The sequence below is a fragment of the Acidovorax cavernicola genome, from assembly GCF_003581445.1.
This window is the reverse complement of the sequence record NZ_QXMN01000042.1, coordinates 17,083-39,304: the sequence shown is the minus strand read 5'-3', so window position 1 is coordinate 39,304 and position 22,222 is coordinate 17,083. Positions and strand designations below refer to the sequence as shown.

Genomic DNA, 22,222 nt, shown 5'->3' with positions numbered 1-22,222 from the left:
GCGCTCTCTTTGTCAGGAGGCACAATCCCGCCATGCCGCGCATCCTGCTGATCGACGACGACGAACACCTCGCCGCGCCGCTGACCACCTATTTCGCCCGCTTCGGCTGCACGCTCGACAGCGCCAAGCGCCCGAGCGAAGGCATTGCCAAGCTGCGCGCCGGGCACTACGACGCGGCCATCCTGGACGTCATGCTGCCCGAGATGGACGGCTTCGAACTGTGCCGCGAGATCCGCAAGGAAAGCGACATCCCCATCGTGATGCTCACCGCGCGCGGCGAGGTGATGGACCGCGTGGTCGGCCTCGAGCTCGGCGCCGACGACTACGTGCCCAAGCCCTTCGAGCCGCGCGAACTCGTGGCGCGCGTGCAGACCATCCTGCGCCGTCAGCGCAGCGTGCCGGCCGCCGCACCCAATGCGCAGCTGCGCGTGTTCGACGGCCTCTCGATCGACCTCGACCGACGCCAGGTGATGCGCCACGGCGAGCGCGTGGAACTCACCGGCACCGAGTTCGACCTGCTCGCGCTGCTGGCCGGCGAGCCCGGCAAGGTGTTCAGCCGCGACGACATCCTCAACCGGCTGCGCGGCCACGAGGCCGAGCTCTTCACGCGCGCGGTCGACATCGTGGTGAGCCGGCTGCGCAAGAAGCTCGAGCCGCTCGATTGCATCAAGACGCTGCGCAACGCCGGCTATGCGCTGGCCGTGGCGCCGGGCGAGTCTTCTTCATGAGATTCAACGGCCGGCGCGGCGCAGGGCAAGGTAATGAAGGCGAGGGCGTCTGCCCCGGCAAGGAGCGGCGCCGCCACTGGCACGCGCGCATGCACGCACGCATGCAACAGCGCTGGCGCAGCTCGGTGCGTGTGCGCATCGTGATGATGTTCGTGGTGCTCGCGCTCGTGATGGCCGCGGTGTTCGTGGGCGGCATGAAGCGGTCGTTCTCCAGCACCTGGGCCGAGGCTGCGCAGCCGATGCTGATGGACTACGCCGACCGGCTCGTCGCCGAACTCGGCACGCCGCCCGACGTGGTGCGCGCGCAGGCGCTGGTCGACCGGCTGCCGATCACCATCCGCATCGTCGGGCCCACCGTGAACTGGGAATCGAACCCCGGCGACGACATGCACCCGCGCGGCGGCTGGCTGCGTGACCGCGATCACGACGATTCGATGTTCTCCACCGAGCGCTGGTTCGTGCGCCCCACGGCCGACGGGCACAAGATCATCTTCGGCTGGGCGCCCCGGCTGTGGCAGCTCGCGCCGCGCGCGGCCGGCTGGACCACGCTGTGCGTGCTGCTGCTGCTCGTGGTGGTGGCCTACGGGCTGGTGAGCCGGCTGCTGCGCCCGCTGATCGACATCCGCGAGGGCGCGCAGCGCTTCGGCCGCGGCGAGTTCACGCAGCCCATTCCGATCCGCCGCAACGACGACCTGGGCGACCTCGCGCAGCGCGTGAACACCATGGCGAGCGACATCCAGGCCATGCTCGATGCCAAGCGTGGCCTGCTGCTGGCGCTGAGCCACGAGCTGCGCTCGCCGCTCACGCGGGCCCGGCTCAATGCCGAGCTGCTGCCCGCCACGCCCGAAGGCGAGGCCGAGCGCGAGGCGCTGCTGCGCGACCTCAACGAGATGCGCGACCTGATCAGCGACCTGCTCGAAAGCGAACGCCTGGCCAGCCCGCATGCCGCGTTGCAGCGCGAGCCGGTCGACCTGGCCGTGCTGGTGCGCGAGATCGTGGCCGAGATGCCCGGCGCGCAGGTGGTGCGGCTCGAACTCGCGGACGGCCTGCCGCCGCAGGCCATCGACCGCATGCGCGTGCGCCTGATGGTGCGCAACCTGCTGGACAACGCGCTGCGCTACAGCGCCGGCGCGCCGCAGCCGCCGACCGTCACGCTGCGCGTGCCGGCCGAGGCAGAGGGCGGCGCCGAGCTGGAGGTGCGCGATTTCGGTCCCGGCGTGGACGACGCGCAGCTCGAACGCCTGACCGAGCCCTTCTATCGCACCGATGGCGCACGGGCGCGCGCCACCGGCGGTGTCGGCCTGGGCATGTACCTGTGCCGGCTCATCGCCGAAGCCCACGGCGGCCGGCTCACGGTGCGCAACGCGCACCCCGGCCTGCAGATCAGCGTGCGCTTCGGCTGAGGCCCGTGGTGGCAGTGGTGGTGGCTGCCGCCTCGGCGGTCCAGCCGCCGCCGAGCGCGTGGTACAGCGTCACGCTGGCCTGCAACCGCGCCTGCAGCAACCGGGCGCGCGCGTCCTGCGCCGCGAACAGCGTGCGCTGCGCGTCGAGCAGCGTGAGCAGCGTCTCGGCACCCGCGCGGTAGCGCGACTCGGCGAGCGTGCGCGCGCGTTCGGCCTGCGCCAACTCTTCGTCCTGCGCGGTGCGCTGCGTGTCGATCGCGGCCACGGCGTCGAGCGCGGTCAGCGCGTCGGTGAAGGCGGCCACGGTGGCGGCGCGGTAGTTGGCGAGCAATTCTTCGCGCCGCGCGGCCGATAGATCGCGCACCGCCGCGCGCCGTCCGCCATCGAAGATCGGCGCTGCGAGAGCTGCCGCGAGGCTGTACACCGGATGGTCGAACAGCGTGCCGAAGCGCGACCCTGCGGCCGCGATGCCGGCGCTCAGCGTGAGCGTCGGGAACATCGCCGCGCGTGCCGCCGCCACGTCGGCATCGGCCGCTGCGAGTGCCGCTTCGGCGCGTGCGATGTCGGGCCGGCGTGCGAGCAGGTCGGCCGGCAGACCCGCCTCGACCGACGGCAGCGCGAGCTGCTGCAGGCTGGCGACGGCGATCGGCACCTCGCTGCCCGCTTGACCGAGCCAGCGCGCCATGCGGACGTCCGCCGCGCGCGACTGCTGGCGCAGCGTGGCTGCGGTGCGCCGTTGCGATGCCACGATGCCGCGTTGTTGCGCGAGTTCGAGCGGCGAGGCCGCGCCCGCGCGCGCACGGGCCTCGACCAGTTGCAGCAGGCGTTCAGCATCGTCCAGGCTGTGCCGCGCGATGGCCGTGCGTTCACGCAGGCCCAGCGCCTCCAGCCAGGCCGCGCCCGCGCCCGCGCGCAGCGCGAGCCGCACCGCGTCGCGGTCGAAGGCGCTGGCCTGCCGCGAGGCGCCGGCGCTGTCGCGCTGCGCGCGCAGGCGACCCCACAGGTCGACTTCGTAGCGCGCATCGAGCCCGAGCGCGCGGCGGTTGCCGCTCACGTTCGCATCGCCACCGAGCCGGCCTTGGCGCTGCACGTCGGCGGTCGCCGACAGCTCAGGCCAGACCGAGGCGCCGGTGATGCGCTCCTGCGCCTCGGCCTGACGCAGGCGTGCTTCGGCGGCGTCGCCGTCGGGGTTGCCGGCATCGACCGACGCGACGAAGGCCGGCAGCTCGGTGGTGCCGAAGCCCGTCCACCACGGATCGGCGACAGGCGGTGTGCGCGCAGGCGCATCGGTGGAAGGCGTCGCGCAGCCCGCAAGCAGCAGCGCCGCCAGTGTCAACGCGGCGGGAAAGAAAAGGCGCGTCATGGCATTCATCATTCGGAAGACAGGGCCGCGACCGGATCGAGCGCGGCGGCCTTGCGGGCCGGCATGAAGCCGAACACCAGGCCGGTGAGCACGGCGCAGCAGAAGGCGCCCACGATGGCCGTGAGGGAAAAGATGACCGGCACGTTCCACACGATGAGCGCGGCGCCGACCAGCAGCCCGATCACCACGCCCGCGACGCCGCCGGTCACCGTGACCAGCACCGCCTCGACCAGGAACTGCCGCAGGATGTCGCGCTGCCGCGCCCCGGTGGCCATGCGGATGCCGATCTCGCGCGTGCGCTCGCGCACCGTCATGAGCATCACGTTCATCACGCCGATGCCGCCGACCAGCAGCGACACCGCCGCGATCAGCCCGAGCATCAATGTCATGGTGCGCTGGGTCTGGGCGCGCGCCTTGATCGACTCGGTCTGGTTGAACACCTGCACGTCGCGCACGTGGCGCTGCGCGGCCAGCGCCTCGACGATCTCGGCCGCGGTCTCGGAGGCCTTGTCGACGTCGTGCACGGCCACTGCGACCCAGGTCGGATAGTTGCTGCCGTACAGCCGCGCGGCGGCGGTGGAGAAGGGCACGATCACGCGCTCGTCCTCGCTCGCCTGGCCGCCGCCCGCGCCCTTGGCGGCGAGCACGCCCAGCACGTCGAAGGGCACGTTGTCCAGCAGGATGCGCTGGCCGACCGGGTCGGTGCCGTCGGCGAACAGCGCGGCCTGCACGCGCTCGCCGATCACCGCGACCTTGGCCAGGCTCTGTTCGTCGTTCTCGTCGAAGAAGATGCCGCGCGCGGTCGGCCACTTCAGCGCCTGCTCGAAGTCGGTGGTGGCGCCGCCGCCTTCGGTGCGGTGGTCCACGTTGCCGCGCCGCGCGATGACGAAGCCCTCGATGTAGGGCATGGCCACGCGCACGTTGGGCAGTCGGCGGATGGTGTCGACGTCGGCCAGCGTGAGCTTGCCGCCGCGTCCGCGCGCGCTGTCGGGAATGGCGGCCACGTACATCTTGTCGGCGCCGAACAGCGAGATCTGCTTCATCACCGCCTCCTGCGAGCCGGTGCCCACGGCAAGCATCACGATGACCGAGGCCACGCCGATCACGATGCCCAGCAGCGTGAGGCCGGTGCGGAAGCGATGGACCCACATCACGCGCCAGGCCGCGCGCAGTGCTTCGTGCAGCTCGGAGAGCAGGGCGCGCGGGGTGTCGGCGGCGTCGGTCGTGGTGGACGGCGAAGGCAAAGGCGAGGGTGCCGGCTCCGGTGGCGCCTCGGCGGGCGCGCGTCCGCTGTCCGACACGATGCAGCCGTCGCGAATCTCGATCACGCGGCGCGCGCGTCGGGCCACCTCGCGGTCGTGCGTGATGAGGATCACGGTGTGGCCAGCGGCGGCCATCTCGTCGAGCAGCGCCATCACTTCTTCGCCGCTGCGCGAATCGAGCGCGCCGGTGGGCTCGTCGGCCAGCACGATGCGCCCGCCGTTCATGAGCGCGCGCGCGATCGACACGCGCTGCTGCTGGCCGCCCGAGAGCTGGTGCGGCCGGTGGCCCAGCCGCTCGCCCAGGCCCAGGCGCGTGAGCAGCCCGCGCGCGCGCGATTCGCGGTCGGTGGGCGACACGCCGGCGTAGATGGCGGGCATCTCGACGTTCTCCTGTGCCGACTCGGTCGAGATCAGGTGGTAGCCCTGGAACACGAAGCCGAAGGCCTCGCGCCGCAGCCGCGCGAGCGCGTCGGCGTCCATGCCCGCGACGTCCTGGCCGGCGAACAGGTAGCGTCCGCCGCTCGGGCGGTCGAGGCAGCCCAGCAGGTTCATCAGCGTCGACTTGCCCGAACCCGAGCTGCCGACGATGGCGACGAACTCGCCCGCGTGCAGTTCGAGCGTGATGCCGCGCAGCACTTCGACGGCCGGCGCGCCGTCGTGGCCGCCGTAGGACTTGCGCAGGTCGTGCAGCGCGATCAGCGGGGGCGTGTGCGCCTCGGCGGCGCTCACAGCTGGAACTTCCGCGGGCCGCCGCCGGCCGCGCGTTCGCCGGTGATGAGGCGCTCGCCCTCGGCGAGGCCTTCGAGCACTTCGCCCGAGAGCCGGTCGCGCACGCCGATGCGCACCTCGCGCGGCGCGGGCTTGCCGTCGGGGCCGAGCACGCGCGCGGTGAAGCGTCCGCTCTGGCCCTTCACGGCCGTGAGCGCGGGCAGCGGCGCCACCACCACGTCGCGTGCGGAGGCGGCGACGAAGTTCACCTGCGCGGTCATCTGCGGCATGAGTTCGCCGTCGGCGTTGTCCACGTCGAACAGCACGGTGTAGAGCACGACCTTGCTGGCGGCCGGCGCCTGCGGCGTATCGCTGCCGCTCTTGCCCGCGGGCACGGGCGGCGAGGGCAGCACCTGGCGCACGGTGCCTTCCCAGCGGCGGCGGTCGGCGCCGAGGGTGGTGAAGTACACGGCCATGTCGCGCTTGACGCGGCGCACGTCGGCTTCGGAGACCTCGGTCCACACCGTCATGCTCGACAGGTCGGCCACGCGCAGGATGTCGGGCGTCTGGTAGGTGGCGTTGAGGGTCTGGCCCTCGCGCGCCTGCACCGAGACCACGCTGCCGGCCATCGGCGCGTAGATGCGCGTGTAGCCCAGGCGCGCTTCGTCGGCCTTGAGCGTGGCCTGGGTCTGGGCGATCTGCGCTTCGAGGTGCGCGATCTTCGCGGCGGCGGAGGCGAGGGTGGCTTCGGCGGTCTGCACGTCCTCGGCGCGCGTGGCGCCCTCGGCGGCCATCTGCTGCTGGCGCGCGAACTGCTGGCGCGCCAGCTTGTGCTGCGCGTGCTGGTCGGCCAGCTGCGCGCGCAGGCCGGCGAGCGAGGCGCGGCCGGCGTCCACGGTGGCCTGCTGCACGCTGGGGTCGATCTCCACCATCAGCTGGCCCTTCTTCACCGGGTCGCCGGGCTGCACGTGCAGCCGCAGGATCTGGCCCGACACTTGGGCGCCCACATCCACGTAGCGGCGCGGTTGCAGCGTGCCGATGGCGGTCACGCTGCTTTCGATGTCGCCGCGGCGCAGCACGGCGGTTTCCCAGCCGGGGTCGCGCGGACTCGCCCAGACGTAGGCCACCGCGACGGCGGCCAGGGCCAGTGCCGCGAAGGCGGCCATGCGCAGGCGACGGCCGGTGCGCGAACGGGAAGCGGGCGCCGTCACCGGGCGCCCTTGCGGAAGAAAACGAGGGTCATGTTGCTAAGACGTGCGAGACGCCAAAACGGGTAGCCCGCGCCATGCGCCTCGTGGCATGACGTTTGAGGGCAGGAAAACTTTACAAATCTATATAATTGAGAATAACTCTCAATTGCATCGTTGCCCTCGATGCCCCTTCACACCATGTCCCATCCGGAAGTCCGGCAGCTGTACGTCGACCACCAGGGCTGGCTGCGCAGCTGGTTGCTTGGCCGCCTGCGCTGCGGCTTCACCGCGGCCGATCTCACGCACGACACTTTTCTGAACCTGATCGAGCTGCCCGAGCAGCCGGTGCTGCGCCAGCCGCGCGCCTTCCTGCAGGTGGTCGCCAGCCGGCTGATGATCAATCGGTTCCGCCGCATGCAGGTGGAGGCCGAGGTGCTGCGCACCGTGGCGCTGATGGCCGAGGACGACTGCGCACCCAGCGCCGAGGACAAGGCCTGCGCGCGCGAGCTGCTGGGCCAGGTGCTCGCGCTGCTGGCGACCGAGCTGGACGTGAAGAGCCGCACCGCCTTCCTGATGGCGCGCGTCGAAGGGCGCTCGTACCGCGAGATCGCGGCCGAACTGGGCGTGTCCGAAACGCGCGTGAAGCAATACCTCGCCAAGGTGCTGGCGCATTGCCACGGCCGCATGGCCGCGGCCGTGCCCGAGCCCGAGCCCGAGCCTGAACAGGACACCTCCGAAGACCGGGCCCCGGCCCATGCCTGACGCGGCCGCCGAGCGCATCCGCCAGGAGGCGGCGCTCTGGGCCGTGACCCTCGCCGACGACGCGGTGGACGACGCCACGCGCGCCGCCTGCGATGCGTGGTGCGCGCTCGACGAACGCCATGCGCGGCTGTTGGCCGAGATGCGTCGCATGTGGGAGTCGGTCACGCCCGACACCCCTGCGCCGCAGCCCGCGCGCCGCGGCCTGTCGCGCCAGGCGCTCGGTGCGCTGGCGCTGCTGCCCTGCCTGCTCGTGGCGGGCGCCGCGATGCCGTGGCAGGCCTGGCTGGCCGACGAGCGCTCCGGCGTCGGCGAGATCCGCCACCTCACGCTCGAGGACGGCAGCCGCATCGCGCTGAACAGCGACTCGGCCATCGACATCGATTTCTCCGGCAGCGTGCGCCGCGTGCAGCTGGTGCGCGGCGAGGTCTTCGTCGAGGTCGCGCACGGCGACAAGCCCTTCGCCGTCGTCGATCGCGACGGCTCCGCGCGGGCGCTCGGCACGCGCTATGCCGTGCGGCGCGACGCGGACGACACGGTCGTCACCGTCACCGAATCGCGCGTGCGCGTGCAGCCGCTGGACGGCGGCGACGACCGCTGGGTCGACGTGCAGGCGGGGCAGCAGGTGCGCTTCAACCGCAGCGGCGTCACCACCGACACCGTGCCCGCCGCGCCCGGCGGCGTGGCCTGGCCGCAGGGCCGGCTGGTGTTCGACGACGCGCCGGTGGCCGAGGTGCTGCGCCAGCTCGGACAGCACCGGCCCGGCCTGCTGCTGGCGGACGACGAGGCACTGGACACGCTGCGCTTCACCGGCGTGCTGCCGATCCAGCAGAGCGACGCCGCGCTCGCGCTGCTCGCCAGCGCGTTGCCGAGCTTGCGGGTCTCGACCCTTTCGCCGTGGCTGGTGCGGGTGACCACGGCGCCGCCGTGAGCCGGCGGCCGAACTTTCTTTCGCGCGCCGCTACCCGATTCCCGTGCCCGCTTGTCATAGGTGGTGAAAAGAGATTCACCACACCATGACAGGACCCGCAGACCCGACCAATACCGCGCCCGCGCCCGCTGGCGCGCGGCGTTGGCATTGCCTGCGCCTGAGCCTGAGCTTCGCGTTGGCGGGCCTGGTGCTGCTCGCCGCGCAGATGGCCGCGCCGGCCGCCGCGCAGGTGCCCACCGTGGATGCGGCCTTCGAGTGGCACCAGCCCGCGCAGCCGCTGAGCAGTGCGCTCACCGCGCTCGCCGTGCGCACGGGGCTGCTGCTCGGCGTCGATGCCGAGGTGGTGCGCGGCAAGCGCGCGCCCGCGCTGCAGGGCCGCTACACGGCGCGCGAGGCGCTGCTGCAGCTGCTCGAAGGCAGCGGCCTCGAAGCGGTGCGCGGCGCGTCCGGCGGCTACGCGCTGCGTGTCGCGGCGCAGCGCCCAGGTCCCAAGCCGCAGGCCGAAGTGCCGTCCTCCGGTGGCGCGCTCAGCGAGGTCACGGTGACCGGCGGGCGCGACGTCGGCACCGTCACCGAGGGCACCGGCTCCTACACCACCGACGGCACGATCGGCACCGCGACGCGGCTCGAGCTCAGCCTGCGCGAGACGCCGCAGTCGGTCAGCGTGCTCACGCGCGATCGCATCGAGGACCAGGGCCTGAGCCAGATCAGCGATGTGCTGCGCCAGACGCCCGGCCTGAGCTTCGTGCAGAGCGGTAACGCCGGCACCGACGCCAACGCCGTCTATGCGCGCGGCTTCGAGGTCGAGAACTACCAGGTCGACGGCATTCCGCAGGCCGGCACCTGGCTGCTGCAGACCGGCGACCTGGCCTTCTACGACCGCGTCGAGGTGGTGCGCGGCGCCACCGGTCTGCTCAACGGCGTGGGCACGCCGGCGGCCACCGTCAACCTCGTGCGCAAGCGCCCGGGCCCTGCGCTGCAGGCCGGCGCTTCGTTCAGCGCGGGCACCTGGAACCGGCGGCGCGCGGAGGTCGACATCGGCGGGCCCGTCACCGCCGACGGCCGCGTGCGCGCACGCGTGGTCGCGGCCGTGCAGGACGGCGACTCGTGGATCGAACGGCACCACGAAAAGAAGCGCCTGTTCTACGGCATCGTCGAGGCCGACCTCGCGCGCGGCACGCGCCTGAGCACCGGCTTCGAACTGCAGCGGCACGACAACGACGGTGTCGCGCGCGCCGGCCTGCCGCTGTACTTCAGCGACGGCACCGAGGCCGACTACGGCCGCTCGCGCAGCGCCGCCGCGCGCTGGGCCCACTCGTACCAGGACCAGCGCCAGTATTTCGCCGCGCTCGACCACCGCTTCGACAACGGCTGGGCCGTGCACGCCGCTTTCAACCGCTCGCGCCGTGCCTACGACGACGTGATCGGCTACGCGCTGCGCGGCTACATGAACCGCGCCACGGGCGCGGGGCTCGGCCTGTGGGCCAACCGCTGGAACGCGGTGCCGGTGCAGAACGCGCTCGACCTGTACGCGAGCGGCCCTTTCGAACTCTTCGGCCGGCGCCACGAGTTGGTGCTGGGCTACAACGCTTCGCGCACGCACAGCGACGCGCCGCTGTATTCGGGTTGGAACGTGGCGGGCTTCGATCCGTGGCTTGCGAACTTCCACGCCTGGACCGGCGACCTGCCGGCGCGCCCGAACAACCCCCAGACCGGCCGGCAGGAAACCGTCACGCGCCAGTCGGGCGCGTATGCCACGGCGCGGTTGCGACCGACCAATGCGCTCTCGGTGATCGTCGGCGCGCGCGTGAGCGACTGGAAGGACGTCACGCGCACCATGCCCTTCGAGCGCGCCGCCACTTTCAGCACGCGCAGCGAGAAGGGCGTCGTCACGCCGTACGCGGGCGTGGTGTTCGACCTCCACAAGCACTGGTCGGTCTACGCGAGCTACACCAGCATCTTCAAGCCGCAGGCCGGCAAGGACCGCGGCGGCAGCTACCTCGACCCGCTCGAAGGGCACGCCTACGAGGCGGGCGTGAAGGGCGCGTTCTACAACGACCGCCTCAACCTCAGCGCCGCCGTGTTCCAGGTGAAGCAGGACAACCTCGCCGTGCGCCTGGACAACGAGTTCGCACCCGATGGCTCGGTCGCCTACCGCGCCGCGAAAGGCACGACCACGCGCGGCTACGAATTCGAAGTGGCCGGCGAGCTGCTGCCCGGCTGGCAGATCGGCGGCGGCTTTGCGCACAGCGTCGCGCGCGATGCGGCCGGCCTGCGGCTGAACACGCAGGTGCCGAAAAACCTGCTGAAGCTCTTCACCAGCTACCGCATCGCCAGCATCGGCAACGGCCTCACCGTGGGCGGCGGCCTGAACTGGCAGAGCGACACCTACAGCACCGGCCTCGGCCCGTCGGGCCATGCCCGCTTCACGCAGCCGGCCTACACCACGCTCGACCTGATGGCGCGCTACCCGATCAACAAGCACCTCGCCGTGTCGGTCGCACTGAACAACGTCTTCGACACGCACTACCGCACCAGCACCAGCAGCAGCTTCTACGGCGCCCCGCGCCACCTGCTCGTGACCTTGCGCGGCACTTACTGAGTTACCCGGTTTTTTCCTCCGCAGCCAGGTCGCTGCCGGTCTTTTCACGACCGGGTGTGCGGCGCTAGCCATCTCCTGCCAACGGGCGGTTGCCGACCTCATGCGTCGGGCCGCCCCCTTTCTTCATGCCATGAACCAGCATTCGTTTTCACGCGCCCGCTTCCGGCGGTCTCCCGTGGCCCTCGTCGCCCTGCTCCTGTGCGGCGCAGCCGGCGCGCAACAGCAACAACAACAGCAGGCCGCCAGCGGCGCGGCGCTGTCCGAGGTCACCGTGTCGGGCGACCGCAGCGGCCGCACCGAGGGTAGCCGCTCCTACACCGCCGAGCAGGCATCCACCGCGACGCGCATGGACCTGTCGATCCGCGAGACGCCGCAGTCGGTGACCGTGATCACGCGCGAGCGCATGGACGACCTGGGCAGTGCCCGCATCGACGACGTGCTGGGCCAGACCACCGGCATCACGATCGGCCAGGCCGACAGCGAGCGCGTGAACTACTCGGCGCGCGGCTTCTCGATCAACAACTTCCAGATCGACGGCATGCCGCGTGGCCCGAACGCGCCGCTGTCCGACACCGTGCTGTACGACCGCATCGAGGTCATCCGCGGTGCCACCGGCCTCATGGGCGGCACGGGCGACCCGTCGGCCACGATCAACTCGGTGCGCAAGCGCCCCACGCGCGAGTTCCAGGGCAGCGCCTCGCTCACCTACGGCCGCTGGAACCACAAGCGCGCCGAGGTCGACCTGTCGGCGCCGCTCACGGCCGACGGCCGCATCCGCGCGCGCACCGCGCTGGCCTGGCAGGACCGCGACTCGTACATGGACATGTACCAGGAGCGCAAGACCGTGGGCATGGTGATCGTCGAGGCCGACCTCACGCGCTCCACGCCGCTCACCGCCGGCATCGACTTCCAGGACAACAAGCCCAAGGGCTCGACCTGGGGCGCCGTGCCGTACTGGAATCACGACGGCTCGCTCGCCAACCTGCCGCGCAACACCAGCTTCAGCACGCCCTGGAGCACCTGGGCCAACAAGCAGCACACGGTCTTCGTCTCGCTGCAGCACCGCTTCGACAACGACTGGAAGGTGCACCTGGGCTATGCCCGCACCACCAGCACCAACAACACCACCGTGGCCAACGGCGGCGCCGGCTACCCCAACCCCCTGACGGGCAAGGGCCTGTCGCTGTGGAACGGCGTGTGGGGCGAGGGCGAGTACGTCAACGACAACTTCGACCTCTACGCCACCGGCCCCTTCAACCTGTTCGGGCGGCGCCACACCTTCATCGCCGGATGGAACGGCGGCAACGAGACCTACACCTCGCAGGGCGGGACGCCGGTCATTTCGTACCCCAACGCCATTCCCGACTACCGCACCTGGACCGGCAACATCCCGCGCCCGATCTTCCTGGCCGACGGTTCCAAGACGGTGGGCTTCAAGCAGCTCAACGGCGGCTATGTGGCGGGCCGCTTCAGCCTCGCCGACCCGCTGAACGTGATCGTCGGCGCGCGCGTGAGCAACTACCGCGCCTACACGCACGCCTACAACACGGCGCTGCAGTACACGCGTACCACGGGCAAGTCGGAATCGAAGGACGAGGTCACGCCCTACGTCGGCGTGGTCTACGACCTGGACAAGCGCCACTCGCTGTACGCCAGCTACACCACGCTGTTCCGTCCGCAGACCTCGAAGGACCGCAACGACCAGTACCTCACGCCCGAGACCGGCACCAGCGCCGAGCTGGGCCTGAAGGGCGAGTACTTCGGCGGCGCGCTCAATGCCTCGGCCGCCGTGTTCCAGGTCAAGAAGAAGAACCTCGCCGAGCTCGACCGCAGCGTGCCTGCCGGTTTCCGCCTGCCCGACGGCGGCCAGGCCTACGTGGCCAGCGGCGACGGCATCACCGCGCGCGGCATCGAGTTCGACGTGTCGGGCCAGATCACGCCCGACTGGAACGTGGCCGCCGGCTACACCTACCTCGACGCGAAGACCGCCAAGGGCGCGCGCGCCGTGCCCAACCAGCCCAAGCACCTGCTGCGCCTGTCGACCGCCTATCGCTTCAGCGGCGACTGGCGCGGCCTGAAGGTCGGCGGCGATGTGACGGCGCAAAGCGGCATCTACGGCGAGTCGTGGTACGGCCAGCCGCCCCTGTTCAGCATGAAGGACCCGCTGCCGCGCATCTCGCAGAAGTCGTACGCGGTCTTCAACCTCATGGCCAGCTACGAGATCAACAAGAACCTCACGGCGCAGCTGAACATCCGCAACGTCTTCGACAAGAAGTACTACCGCAACGTGGGCTTCTACGACAGCGTGTTCTGGGGCGAGCCGCGCAACGTGAGCGTCACGCTGCGGGCGAAATTCTGAACACCGCGCCTTCCAATCCGTCTCAACCATGCAATCAACCTAGGAGCATCGACCATGAAGAAACCCCTGTTCTCCCTTGCCACCCTCGCGGCGGCCGCGTTCGTCTTCTCGGGCGCCGCGCACGCCCATTTCGTCTGGCTCGAACCCGCCGCGGGCGGCGAGGCCAAGGCCTACTTCGGTGAATGGGCCGAAGACCTGCGCGAGACCGAGACCGGCCACCTGAAGCTGGTCACCGCGCCGCGCGGCATCGCCGCCGACGGCAAGCAGACGCCCGCCACGCGCCACGCCGACCACTTCGTGGTCAAGGCCGACGCCAGCGGCGACGCGCGCCTCGTGGGCGCCTACGTCAACGACAAGGGCGTGGCGAGCCTGTACCAGGCACGCACCGGCCGCACCGAGACCGTCGCGCGCCACACGCTCGAGCTCGTGCCGCAGGCCGCCAATAGCAACAGCTTCACGCTGCTGCTCGCCGGCAAGCCGCTGCCCCAGGCCGAGGTGGTCGTGTTCGGCCCGCCGAAGTGGGAGAAGAAGTTCACCACCGACGACGCCGGCAAGGTCACGCTGCAGACGCCCTGGCCCGGCCAGTACGTGGTCGAGGTGAACCACACCGACAAGGACGGCAAGGGCACCTGGGACGGCAAGCCCTACACGCAGACGCGCCACGTCGCCACGCTGAGCTTCGTCGTCCGGTGAGGGCGCGGCTTCCGGCGCGGGGGTGCGCCGGATGAGCGCCTTCGTGCTGGTGTGCGCCCTGTTCGCGTCGGCGCTCGGCGGCTTCGTCACGCTGAGCCTGGCGATGGACCGGCACTACGAAGACGCCTACGGACGTGGCCAGGCGCCCGGGCCCTCGCGGCCCTGGCAGCAGCTGGGCGGCGCGGCGCTGCTGCTGCTCTCGCTGGTCGCCGCGCTGCGCCTGCGCGGGCCGGCCATGGGCTGGGTGCTGTGGCTGGGTGCGCTCACCGCCGCCGCGCTCGTGACGGTCGGCCTCGCGAGCTACCGGCCCGCCTGGGCGCGGCGCGTCGGCGCCGTGGCCGCGGTGCTGGGCGTTGCCACGGCGGCGGCGTACGGGCTGCTCCTGCTTCCATAGCAGGGCCGGAGGAGGTCATCGAGGGGGAAGGGCGCGCTGTCGCCTGCGCTACGCGCGGCGCCCCGACCCCCGACTACGATGCGCCTGCATCGCCGACCCCCGGCACATCCACGTCAAGGAGACAGACACCATGAGCAGCCCCCTCACCAACCACCAGGTCCGTCTTGCCAAGCGCCCCGAGGGGACGGCCACGCGCGAGCACTGGCGCTTCAGCACCGAGCCCGTGGCCCAGCCCGACGAGGGCGGCGTGCTGGTCAAGACGCTGTCGCTGTCGCTCGACCCCGCCATGCGCGGCTGGCTCAACGACGCCAAGAGCTACATCCCGCCCGTGGCCATCGACGAGGTGATGCGCGCCGGCGGCATCGGCCGCGTCATCGCCTCGAAGAACCCGCAGTTCGCCGTGGGCGACACCGTGTACGGCACGCTCGGCGTGCAGGAATACGTGCTGATTCCGCAGGACCAGATCAAGCGCAACGGCCTCGTGAAGGTCGACCTGCGCGTGGGCACCATCACCCAGTGGCTCAACGTGCTGGGCATGCCCGGCATGACCGGCTACTTCGGCCTGATGGACGTGGGCATGCCCAAGGAAGGCGAAACCGTCGTCGTCTCGGGCGCGGCCGGCGCCGTGGGCCAGACCGTGGGCCAGCTGGCCAAGATCAAGGGCTGCCGCGTGGTCGGCATCGCCGGCGGCGCCGCCAAGTGCGACTGGGTGGTGAAGGAGCTGGGCTTCGACGCCTGCATCGACTACAAGGCCGGCGCGGGCGCGGTGCGCGAAGGCCTCAAGACCCATTGCCCGAAGGGCGTGGACATCTACTTCGACAACGTCGGCGGCGACATCCTCGACGCCGTGCTGGCGCGTCTGGCGCGCAAGGCCCGCATCATCATCTGCGGTGCCATCAGCCAGTACAACAACGCCAACAGCATGCCGGCCGCCGGCCCGAAGAACTACCTGAGCCTGCTCGTGAACCGCGCGCGCATGGAAGGCATCGTGGTGTTCGACTACGCCGACCGGTACCCCATCGCCATCGCCGAGATGGCCGGGTACCTGAAGGACGGCCGCATGAAGAGCAAGGAAGACATCGTGAAGGGGCTCGACACCTTCCCCGAGTCGCTGAACAAGCTGTTCGCGGGAGAGAACTTCGGCAAGCTGGTATTGCAAGTCGCCGAAGACTGATGAATGCAGCGCAGCGCCGAGGCGCTGCGCGAATCTCAATCGTCGATGGGCCGCATGGGAATGTCGCCCATCGCATCGTCCTCCCGCAGGCTGCCTGCGGCCTTCAGCAGTTCGATCGAAAGGCCGTCGCCATGGCCTGCAAAGCCCTGGGCGATGCCTTCGAGCACGGTCGACAGACCGGCGTCGCCGTCGGCGCGGGCGTCCATGCTGATGTTCAGGACCCGCGCCGCCATCTGCCGGTAGGTGACGGCACCCGCGCCCTCCAGCGCGGCCACGAGGTCGAGGTACAGCGCCAGGTTCATGTCGAACACCAGCTTGGGCGTGATCTCGAAATCCTCGGTCTTGTTGTTCTTGTGATCCATGGGGTGAGCTCCTTTTTCCTGAGCCTCCACTCTAGCCACAAAAAACGTCAAGCCTTGTCGGGCATCGCCCTGATTTGTCTCATTTCGCACGCGTGCCCATCACGGCGGCCGAGATGATCAGCGCGGCCGCCAGCGCGATGCTGGCCGTGAGCGCCCGGCCGGTCACCGCCAGCAGCAACGCGGTGGAGGCCAGCGGCGTGAGGTAGCTCAGGATGCCGATCTGCCGCGCATCACCGCGCTTGAGCGCCATGTCCCACACGAAGAAGGCCGCGCCCAGCGGACCGAGGCCGCACAGCGCGACCAGCAACCAGTCTTTCGCCGAGAGCGCGACGGCGGGCTCCAGCAGCGCATGGCAGGCCAGCGAGAGCGCGCCCGACACCAGTCCGAAGAGGCCGATGGCCGAGGTAGGGAAGGGCGCGACACGCTTCGTCCACAGCGAGTAGCTGGCCCAGATGAAGGCCGAGCCCGCCGCGGGCAGGAAGCCCCAGTACGTGGCGGGCGCACCCGGCATCGCGGCCGCACCGCTGCCGCGCGCGCCGAGGATCGCGATGGCCGCGCCCGCGAAGCCCAGCAGCGCCGCCACCACGTGCAACGGACGCAGCGACATGCCTGGCAGCAGCGCCGGCGCCAGCACCACCATCAGGAGCGGCCAGAGGTAGTTCACGAGGTTGGCCTCGACCGGTGGCGCATGCCGCAACGCGATGAACAGCAGGAAGTGAAAGCCGAAGAGGCCGTAGATGCCCAGTGCCAGCGTGCGCGGCGGCACGCGCCAGGCGCTGCGGTCGCGCAGCACCAGCGGCCAGCTCGGCACGCTGCCGATGATCAGCGCCAGCCCGGTCAGCAGAAAGGGCGGCAGGTGCGACAGCGCGGTGCCGAGGGTGGCGAGCGTGGCCCACAGCGCGATGGCGAGCAGGGCGTAGAAGGTGGCGGGCATGAAGGTCGAGGCTACGCGAGGCGGTCGTCGCGCGACGACGGCGCATCGTCGCGCAACGACGGTCAACGACGCAGTGCGGCGGTCAATGCCGACGGCGACCGGTAGCCCGTGCGGCGCGCCGTCTCGGCCACGCTCAGGCCTTCGAGCCGCAGCTCGCGCGCGTGGGCCAGCCGCAGCGTGCGCAGCCAGAGCATGGCGCTGTGCCCCTGCTCTTCGCGGCAGCGCTGCGCGAACTGGCTGGGGCTCAGGCAGGCGACCTCGGCGAGGTCGGCCACGTTCAGCGGCCGGTGCCAGTTCGCCTGCGCCCAGGCCGCAAGGGCCGGCCAGTCGATGCGGCGGCGGCGCGTGTCCGCGACGGAAGGGGCGGCGCCCCAGGCTTCGAGCAGCAGCGCCGGGCCGTGCTGCAGGGCCAAGGCCGCATGTTGCGGCTGTTGCAGGCAGTGCGCGAGGTAGCGGGCCAGCGCATGCAGCCGGGGCGCGTCGGTTGGCGCCTGCTCGATGCAACGCGCCCACGGGGCGTGCGGCGTGTCGAGCACCAGGCAGACGCTGCCGCCGCGCCGGGCCTCGAAGTCGTGCCGGTCGCCGGGCGCGACGACGTGGGCTTCGCCCGTCGCGATGCCGCGTCCCCGGCCCTCGACTTCGACATCGAGCACGCCGTCGAGCCCGAGCAGCACCTGGAAGTAGTCGTGCGCATGGCTGCCGCGCGACTGGGTGTAGTCGCGCAACGAGAGGACAGGGGCAGGTGCGTGCATGGCTGGGGCGATTGTCCGTGTCGCCCCGCCGTCTGTCATCAGCCCAGCCGCAGCAGCAGCGCCGAGGCCGCGCACACGAGCAGGAAGGGAATGCTGATGCGGTGGAACTCGCGCAGCCCGTTCGGCAGCTTCGCCAGCCGCAGCGCGATCAGGTTGGCCAGCGAGCCCAGCACGCAGCCGAAGCCACCCACGCTCACGCCGGCCGCGAGCGCGGGCAGGTCGTGCACGTAGCGGTCGAGCAGGATCGCCGCCGGCACGTTGCTGATGAACTGCGAGGTGACGATGGCCGCGAGGTAGGTGCGCCATCCGGTGTCGATCGGCCAGTGCCCCAGCAGCGCCGCGATCGCGGGCAGCTCGGCGAGCTGGCGCAGGTCGACGAACATCAGCGCGATGATCGCCAGCAGCGCCCAGTCGATGCCGCGCAGCACGCGCGGGTAGGTGACGAGGAACACGCCGAACACCACGCCCAGGCCGGGCAGCAGCCACTGGCGGTCGAGCGCGACCACGAAGCCGACGAACAGCACACCGGCCAGCGCCAGCAGGCGTGGTTGCACGGGGGCGGCCTCGGTCTCCTCGCGCAGGGCGATCGGCGTGCGCGGCACCAGCCACCACGCGGCGACGAAGAGCCAGAACAGCATCACCGCCACGGTCGGGCCCATCATGGCCATGAAGCCGAAGAAGCTTTCGCCCGAGCGGTGCCAGAGGTAGAGGTTCTGCGGGTTGCCGATGGGCGTGAGCGCCGAGCCGGCGTTGACGGCCAGCGCCTCCAGCACCACGAGCCGCGCGAGCGGCAGGTGCGCCTGGTTGGCGAGCACGCGCGTGAGCGGCACCAGCAGGAACAGGCTCACGTCGTTGGTCACCAGCGCGGACAGCAGGGCGGCCGTGGCCGTGAGTGCCAGCGCCAGGCCGCGCTGGGTGTGCGTGTGTGCCAGCAGGCGCCGCGCGGCGGCCTGCAGCATGCCGCTCTTCTCGACGCCTTGTGTGATCGCGAGCAGGCCGGCGAGTGCGCCCACGGTCTGCCAGTCGACCAGTCGCAACCAGTCCATCGGCGCGCGCGGTCGCACGAAGGCGAACACCACCGCGACGGCGATGAGCACCCACAGCAGGCCGTTGCCGCCGCCCTGTTCGGCGGGCGCGGTGTCGGCGTTCGCAGCGCTCGGGGATGCGCTCACTCAGGCACTCAGGTCGCGCAGTTCGCGCTTGAGCACCTTGCCGATCGCGCTGCGCGGCAGCTCGTCGATGAAGCTCAGGCGCGCCAGCCGCTGCGTCTTGCCGACCTGGGCGTTGGCCCACTGCAGCAGCGCGTCTTCGGTGGTGGCATCGCCCTCGCGGCGCACCACGAAGGCCACCGGCGTCTCGCCCCATTGCTCCGACGGCACGCCGACCACGGCCACGTCGGCCACGGCCGCATGGCCGCGCACCACGGCCTCGAGGTCGCTCGGATAGATGTTGAAGCCGCCGCTGATGATCATGTCCTTCTTGCGGTCGAACAGCGTGAGGAAGCCGTCGGCGTCGAAGCGGCCCACGTCGCCTGTGCGGATGAAGCGCTTGCCGGTGGCGTCGAACCATTCGGCCTCGCGCGTCTTCTCGGGCTGGCGGTGGTAGCCGGTCATCATGCCGGCCGAGTGGCCCACCACCTCGCCGGCGGCATCGAGGTTGTCGCGCGGCAGCTCGTTGCCTTCCTCGTCGATCAGGCGGATGTCGCTGCCCGGCGCGGGCTGGCCCACGGTGTGCAGCTTGGTCGGGTTCAGGTGCGCCTCGAGGATGCAGGTGCCGCCGCCTTCGGTCATGCCGTAGAACTCGACCAGCCCGCCGGGCCAGCGCTTGAGCACGTCGGCCTTGAGCGCCGCGTTGAAGGGCGCGCTGGTGCTGAACTTGTGGCGGAAGGTGGAGAGGTCGTGCGCATCGAAGCGCGGGTGCGCCATCAGCCGCTGGTACTGCACCGGCACGAGCATGGTGTGCGTCACGCGGTGCTTCTCGGCCAGCTGCAGGTAGGCGAGCGCGTCGAACTTGGGCATCAGCACCACGCAGCCGCCGAAGGCGATGGTGGGGAAGAACACCACCAGCGTGGTGTTGGAGTACAGCGGCGTCGACAGCAGCGTGACGGTGTGGCTGTCGTACTCGTACTTGGCACCGCGCTGGATGTGCGACCAGCGCATGCCGTGTCCCTGCACGATGCCCTTGGGCTCGCCGGTGGTGCCCGACGAATAGATGATGTTGAAGGCCCAGCCGGGTTGTGTCTGGACGGGCTCCGGCCTGGCGTCGGGTGCGGCGAGCCAGTCGTCGAGGGCACGTCCGACTTCGGAGCCGTCGAGCGCGATGTGCGGCAGGCCGGTGGCCTTTGCCGCACTGATGACCTCGGCCGCCGAGGCGTCGGTGAACAGCAAGCGCGCGTCGGCGTCGGTGATCATGCGCGCCAGGCTGGCCGGCGCGGAGCCGGGGGCCAGCGGGGCCACCGCCACGCCCGCGCGCAACGCGCCGAGGAACACGGCGGTGTAGTGGACCGACGAGGCGGCGCAGACCGCGATGGCGTCGCCGGCGCGCAGGCCGTCGCGCTGCAGTGCGGCCGCGACGCGGTCCATCAGCGCGTCGAGCGCGCGGTAGTCGAGCGTGTGCTGCGCGTCCGCGAGGGCGGGGCGGTCGGGCGTGTGTTGCGCGTGCAGGCGAACGAGGTCGGCGATCGCGCCGAACTCCTGGTTCATGGCGGCTTCGAGGGCGGGGTGCATGGGCGGAAGGTCCTTTGTCGGGGCGAGCCGGCAGGATAGCGGACTGCTCACCATCGGCCAGCACATGGGCGACGTCGTGCGTCGGTTGGTGCTCAGGGTGGTGGACCAGGACGCATGGTTCCACCCGCCTCCATCGGGCAGGTCACGCAGCCTGCATCGATCGGTGCGTGACCGGCCGAGATCACCGCACAGGCCGGACAGCAGCCCAGCCTCGCGCTGGTCGGCTTACACGCCGGCGGCGTGCGCCTGCTGGTCGGCGTGGTAGCTGGAACGCACCATCGCGCCCACGGCGGCGTGGCTGAAGCCCATCTTGTAGGCCTCTTCCTCGAACATCTTGAAGGTGTCGGGGTGCACGTAGCGGCGCACCGGCAGGTGCGAGCCCGACGGCGAGAGGTACTGGCCGATGGTCAGCATGTCGATGTCGTGGGCGCGCATGTCGCGCATGACCTGCAGGATCTCTTCGTCGGTCTCGCCCAGGCCGACCATGATGCCGCTCTTGGTCGGCACGTCGGGGTGCAGCGCCTTGAACTTCTTCAGCAGGTTCAGGCTGAACTGGTAGTCGCTGCCGGGGCGCGCTTCCTTGTACAGGCGCGGCGCGGTTTCCAGGTTGTGGTTCATCACGTCCGGCGGCGCGGCCTTGAGGATCTCGAGTGCGCGGTCGTCGCGGCCGCGGAAGTCGGGCACCAGGATCTCGATCTGCGTCATCGGCGAGAGTTCGCGGATGTTCTTGATGCAGTCGACGAAGTGCTGGCTGCCGCCGTCGCGCAGGTCGTCGCGGTCGACGCTGGTGATCACCACGTACTTCAGGCGCAGCTTGGCGATGGTCCTGGCGAGGTTGAGCGGCTCGTCCTTGTCCAGCGGGTCGGGGCGGCCATGGCCCACGTCGCAGAACGGGCAGCGGCGCGTGCACTTGTCGCCCATGATCATGAACGTGGCCGTGCCGTTGCCGAAGCATTCGCCGATGTTCGGGCACGAGGCTTCTTCGCAGACCGTGTGCAGGTTGCTTTCGCGCAGGATCTGCTTGATCTCGTAGAAGCGCGTGGTCGGGCTGCCGGCCTTGACGCGGATCCACTCGGGCTTCTTGAGCACTTCGCCGGTCTGCACCACCTTGACGGGGATGCGAGAGAGCTTGGCCGCGGCCTTCTGCTTGGCCAGCGGGTTGTAGTTTTCGGTGCTTTGCGCGTCGCGGACGACTTCTGTGGTGCTCATTGGTGTGTCAAGGCGCGAGGAAGGCGCCGAGCTTCTGGCCCAGCACCTTGGCGGCTTCTTCCCATGTGGTTTGGACGCCGATTGTAGAAAGGTCGACCGTTTTCAGCCCCGCGTAGCCGCAAGGGTTGATGCGCGAGAAGGGTTCGAGGTCCATCGCGACATTGAGCGACACACCGTGGTAGGTGGCGTGGCGGCTCACCTTGATGCCCAGCGCGGCGATCTTGCCCAGGCCCCGGAACGGGTCCGTACCAGGCATCGGACCCGTGAGGGCCGCGTGGGAGAACGGGTCGTCCAGCCGCACGTAGATGCCCGGCGCGCCCGTCACGCGGTGGCCGGTCACGCCGAAATGGGCGAGGGTGCGCAGCACCGATTCCTCGATGCGGTAGACGTATTCCTTCACGTAGTAGCCGGCGCGCCGCAGGTCGATGAGCGGGTAGGCCACCACCTGGCCCGGGCCATGGAACGTGACCTGCCCGCCCCGGTCGGTCTGCACGACCGGGATCGGGCCGGGGTTCAGGATGTGGTCGGTCTTGCCTGCGAGCCCTTGCGTGAATACGGGGTCGTGCTCGCAAATCCATAGCGCGTCAGGGCTCTCGGGCGTGCGCTCCTGCGTGAAGCGCTGCATCGCCGCGTAGGTGGCGAGGTAGTCGGCCCGGCCGAGCCACTGCGCCTC

At 70.7% G+C, this 22,222-nt stretch carries 19 protein-coding genes; 9 read left to right on the top strand and 10 right to left on the bottom strand.

The window, feature by feature from the left end:
* The first annotated feature begins 32 nt into the window (after positions 1 to 32).
* Complete coding sequence (locus D3H34_RS25100; RefSeq protein WP_119556957.1) at positions 33 to 728, top strand: response regulator transcription factor; 696 nt, start codon at positions 33 to 35, stop codon at positions 726 to 728.
* Positions 725 to 2,131: a sensor histidine kinase gene (locus D3H34_RS25095; RefSeq protein WP_119556956.1), complete on the top strand. Its 1,407-nt coding sequence runs from the start codon at positions 725 to 727 to the stop codon at positions 2,129 to 2,131. The genes D3H34_RS25100 and D3H34_RS25095 overlap by 4 nt, the downstream gene beginning before the upstream one ends.
* Here D3H34_RS25095 and D3H34_RS25090 read toward each other — a convergent pair.
* The 3 genes from D3H34_RS25090 to D3H34_RS25080 are packed head-to-tail and all read right to left on the bottom strand — an operon-like array spanning position 2,112 to position 6,630.
* Entirely contained in the window at positions 2,112 to 3,494 is a 1,383-nt protein-coding gene (locus D3H34_RS25090; protein WP_119556955.1) for an efflux transporter outer membrane subunit, read from the bottom strand. The genes D3H34_RS25095 and D3H34_RS25090 overlap by 20 nt on opposite strands.
* Before the next feature lie 8 nt (positions 3,495 to 3,502).
* The gene (locus tag D3H34_RS25085) at positions 3,503 to 5,485 is read right to left on the bottom strand and encodes a MacB family efflux pump subunit (RefSeq protein WP_286186204.1); all 1,983 of its coding nucleotides are present in this window, start codon (positions 5,483 to 5,485) and stop codon (positions 3,503 to 3,505) included.
* A complete protein-coding gene (locus D3H34_RS25080; RefSeq protein WP_119556972.1) occupies positions 5,482 to 6,630 on the bottom strand; it encodes an efflux RND transporter periplasmic adaptor subunit in 1,149 nt (382 codons plus the stop codon). The genes D3H34_RS25085 and D3H34_RS25080 overlap by 4 nt, the downstream gene beginning before the upstream one ends.
* Before the next feature lie 222 nt (positions 6,631 to 6,852).
* Between D3H34_RS25080 and D3H34_RS25075 the strand changes: the two genes are divergently transcribed.
* The 7 genes from D3H34_RS25075 (at position 6,853) to D3H34_RS25045 (ending at position 15,566) form a co-directional block, all read left to right on the top strand.
* Complete coding sequence (locus tag D3H34_RS25075; RefSeq protein ID WP_205736803.1) at positions 6,853 to 7,416, top strand: sigma-70 family RNA polymerase sigma factor; 564 nt, start codon at positions 6,853 to 6,855, stop codon at positions 7,414 to 7,416.
* Positions 7,409 to 8,344: a FecR family protein gene (locus D3H34_RS25070; RefSeq protein ID WP_119556953.1), complete on the top strand. Its 936-nt coding sequence runs from the start codon at positions 7,409 to 7,411 to the stop codon at positions 8,342 to 8,344. The genes D3H34_RS25075 and D3H34_RS25070 overlap by 8 nt, the downstream gene beginning before the upstream one ends.
* An 85-nt stretch (positions 8,345 to 8,429) precedes the next feature.
* Positions 8,430 to 10,946: a TonB-dependent siderophore receptor gene (locus tag D3H34_RS25065; protein ID WP_119556952.1), complete on the top strand. Its 2,517-nt coding sequence runs from the start codon at positions 8,430 to 8,432 to the stop codon at positions 10,944 to 10,946.
* A 175-nt stretch (positions 10,947 to 11,121) separates the two neighbouring features.
* Complete coding sequence (locus D3H34_RS25060; RefSeq protein ID WP_167481272.1) at positions 11,122 to 13,305, top strand: TonB-dependent siderophore receptor; 2,184 nt, start codon at positions 11,122 to 11,124, stop codon at positions 13,303 to 13,305.
* A 54-nt stretch (positions 13,306 to 13,359) separates the two neighbouring features.
* Positions 13,360 to 13,998 (top strand): DUF4198 domain-containing protein, encoded by a 639-nt coding sequence (locus D3H34_RS25055; RefSeq protein WP_119556950.1) that lies wholly within the window; start codon positions 13,360 to 13,362, stop codon positions 13,996 to 13,998.
* A gap of 31 nt (positions 13,999 to 14,029) precedes the next feature.
* On the top strand, positions 14,030 to 14,392 hold the full coding sequence (locus D3H34_RS25050; RefSeq protein WP_119556949.1) for a DUF3325 domain-containing protein: 363 nt from the start codon (positions 14,030 to 14,032) through the stop codon (positions 14,390 to 14,392).
* Positions 14,393 to 14,522: 130 nt separating this feature from the next.
* Positions 14,523 to 15,566, top strand: coding sequence for an NADP-dependent oxidoreductase (locus tag D3H34_RS25045; protein ID WP_119556948.1), 1,044 nt, complete (start codon positions 14,523 to 14,525; stop codon positions 15,564 to 15,566).
* Between the two features lie 35 nt (positions 15,567 to 15,601).
* Here the strand turns inward: D3H34_RS25045 and D3H34_RS25040 are convergent, their stop codons facing one another.
* The 7 genes from D3H34_RS25040 to lipB all read right to left on the bottom strand — a co-directional run bounded on the left by D3H34_RS25040 (position 15,602) and on the right by lipB (position 22,174).
* Positions 15,602 to 15,928, bottom strand: a complete 327-nt coding sequence (locus tag D3H34_RS25040) for a hypothetical protein (RefSeq protein WP_119556947.1) — start codon at positions 15,926 to 15,928, stop codon at positions 15,602 to 15,604.
* A gap of 79 nt (positions 15,929 to 16,007) precedes the next feature.
* Entirely contained in the window at positions 16,008 to 16,862 is an 855-nt protein-coding gene (locus tag D3H34_RS25035; RefSeq protein ID WP_119556946.1) for a DMT family transporter, read from the bottom strand.
* A 62-nt stretch (positions 16,863 to 16,924) separates the two neighbouring features.
* On the bottom strand, positions 16,925 to 17,614 hold the full coding sequence (locus tag D3H34_RS25030; RefSeq protein WP_119556945.1) for a helix-turn-helix domain-containing protein: 690 nt from the start codon (positions 17,612 to 17,614) through the stop codon (positions 16,925 to 16,927).
* A gap of 38 nt (positions 17,615 to 17,652) precedes the next feature.
* The gene (locus D3H34_RS25025; RefSeq protein WP_119556944.1) at positions 17,653 to 18,786 is read right to left on the bottom strand and encodes an SLC13 family permease; all 1,134 of its coding nucleotides are present in this window, start codon (positions 18,784 to 18,786) and stop codon (positions 17,653 to 17,655) included.
* A complete protein-coding gene (locus D3H34_RS25020; RefSeq protein ID WP_119556971.1) occupies positions 18,787 to 20,316 on the bottom strand; it encodes a class I adenylate-forming enzyme family protein in 1,530 nt (509 codons plus the stop codon).
* A gap of 249 nt (positions 20,317 to 20,565) precedes the next feature.
* Positions 20,566 to 21,549 carry a lipoyl synthase gene (gene lipA / locus D3H34_RS25015; protein WP_119556943.1) on the bottom strand — a complete coding sequence of 328 codons (984 nt, stop codon included), beginning with the start codon at positions 21,547 to 21,549 and terminating at the stop codon, positions 20,566 to 20,568.
* Between the two features lie 7 nt (positions 21,550 to 21,556).
* Complete coding sequence (gene lipB / locus D3H34_RS25010) at positions 21,557 to 22,174, bottom strand: lipoyl(octanoyl) transferase LipB (RefSeq protein WP_434057713.1); 618 nt, start codon at positions 22,172 to 22,174, stop codon at positions 21,557 to 21,559.
* Positions 22,175 to 22,222: the final 48 nt, after the last annotated feature.

Bases quoted from the DNA above. Each gene is read 5' to 3' on its own strand.
- D3H34_RS25100 (WP_119556957.1), top strand. From the start codon at position 33: ATGCCGCGCATCCTGCTGATCGACGACGACGAACACCTCGCCGCGCCG.
- D3H34_RS25065 (WP_119556952.1), top strand. From the start codon at position 8,430: ATGACAGGACCCGCAGACCCGACCAATACCGCGCCCGCGCCCGCTGGC.
- D3H34_RS25075 (WP_205736803.1), top strand. From the start codon at position 6,853: ATGTCCCATCCGGAAGTCCGGCAGCTGTACGTCGACCACCAGGGCTGG.
- D3H34_RS25035 (WP_119556946.1), bottom strand. From the start codon at position 16,862: ATGCCCGCCACCTTCTACGCCCTGCTCGCCATCGCGCTGTGGGCCACG.
- D3H34_RS25070 (WP_119556953.1), top strand. From the start codon at position 7,409: ATGCCTGACGCGGCCGCCGAGCGCATCCGCCAGGAGGCGGCGCTCTGG.
- D3H34_RS25050 (WP_119556949.1), top strand. From the start codon at position 14,030: ATGAGCGCCTTCGTGCTGGTGTGCGCCCTGTTCGCGTCGGCGCTCGGC.
- D3H34_RS25095 (WP_119556956.1), top strand. From the start codon at position 725: ATGAGATTCAACGGCCGGCGCGGCGCAGGGCAAGGTAATGAAGGCGAG.
- lipB (WP_434057713.1), bottom strand. From the start codon at position 22,174: ATGCAGCGCTTCACGCAGGAGCGCACGCCCGAGAGCCCTGACGCGCTA.
- D3H34_RS25030 (WP_119556945.1), bottom strand. From the start codon at position 17,614: ATGCACGCACCTGCCCCTGTCCTCTCGTTGCGCGACTACACCCAGTCG.
- D3H34_RS25080 (WP_119556972.1), bottom strand. From the start codon at position 6,630: ATGGCCGCCTTCGCGGCACTGGCCCTGGCCGCCGTCGCGGTGGCCTAC.
- D3H34_RS25055 (WP_119556950.1), top strand. From the start codon at position 13,360: ATGAAGAAACCCCTGTTCTCCCTTGCCACCCTCGCGGCGGCCGCGTTC.
- D3H34_RS25090 (WP_119556955.1), bottom strand. From the start codon at position 3,494: ATGACGCGCCTTTTCTTTCCCGCCGCGTTGACACTGGCGGCGCTGCTG.
- D3H34_RS25020 (WP_119556971.1), bottom strand. From the start codon at position 20,316: ATGAACCAGGAGTTCGGCGCGATCGCCGACCTCGTTCGCCTGCACGCG.
- lipA (WP_119556943.1), bottom strand. From the start codon at position 21,549: ATGAGCACCACAGAAGTCGTCCGCGACGCGCAAAGCACCGAAAACTAC.
- D3H34_RS25045 (WP_119556948.1), top strand. From the start codon at position 14,523: ATGAGCAGCCCCCTCACCAACCACCAGGTCCGTCTTGCCAAGCGCCCC.
- D3H34_RS25040 (WP_119556947.1), bottom strand. From the start codon at position 15,928: ATGGATCACAAGAACAACAAGACCGAGGATTTCGAGATCACGCCCAAG.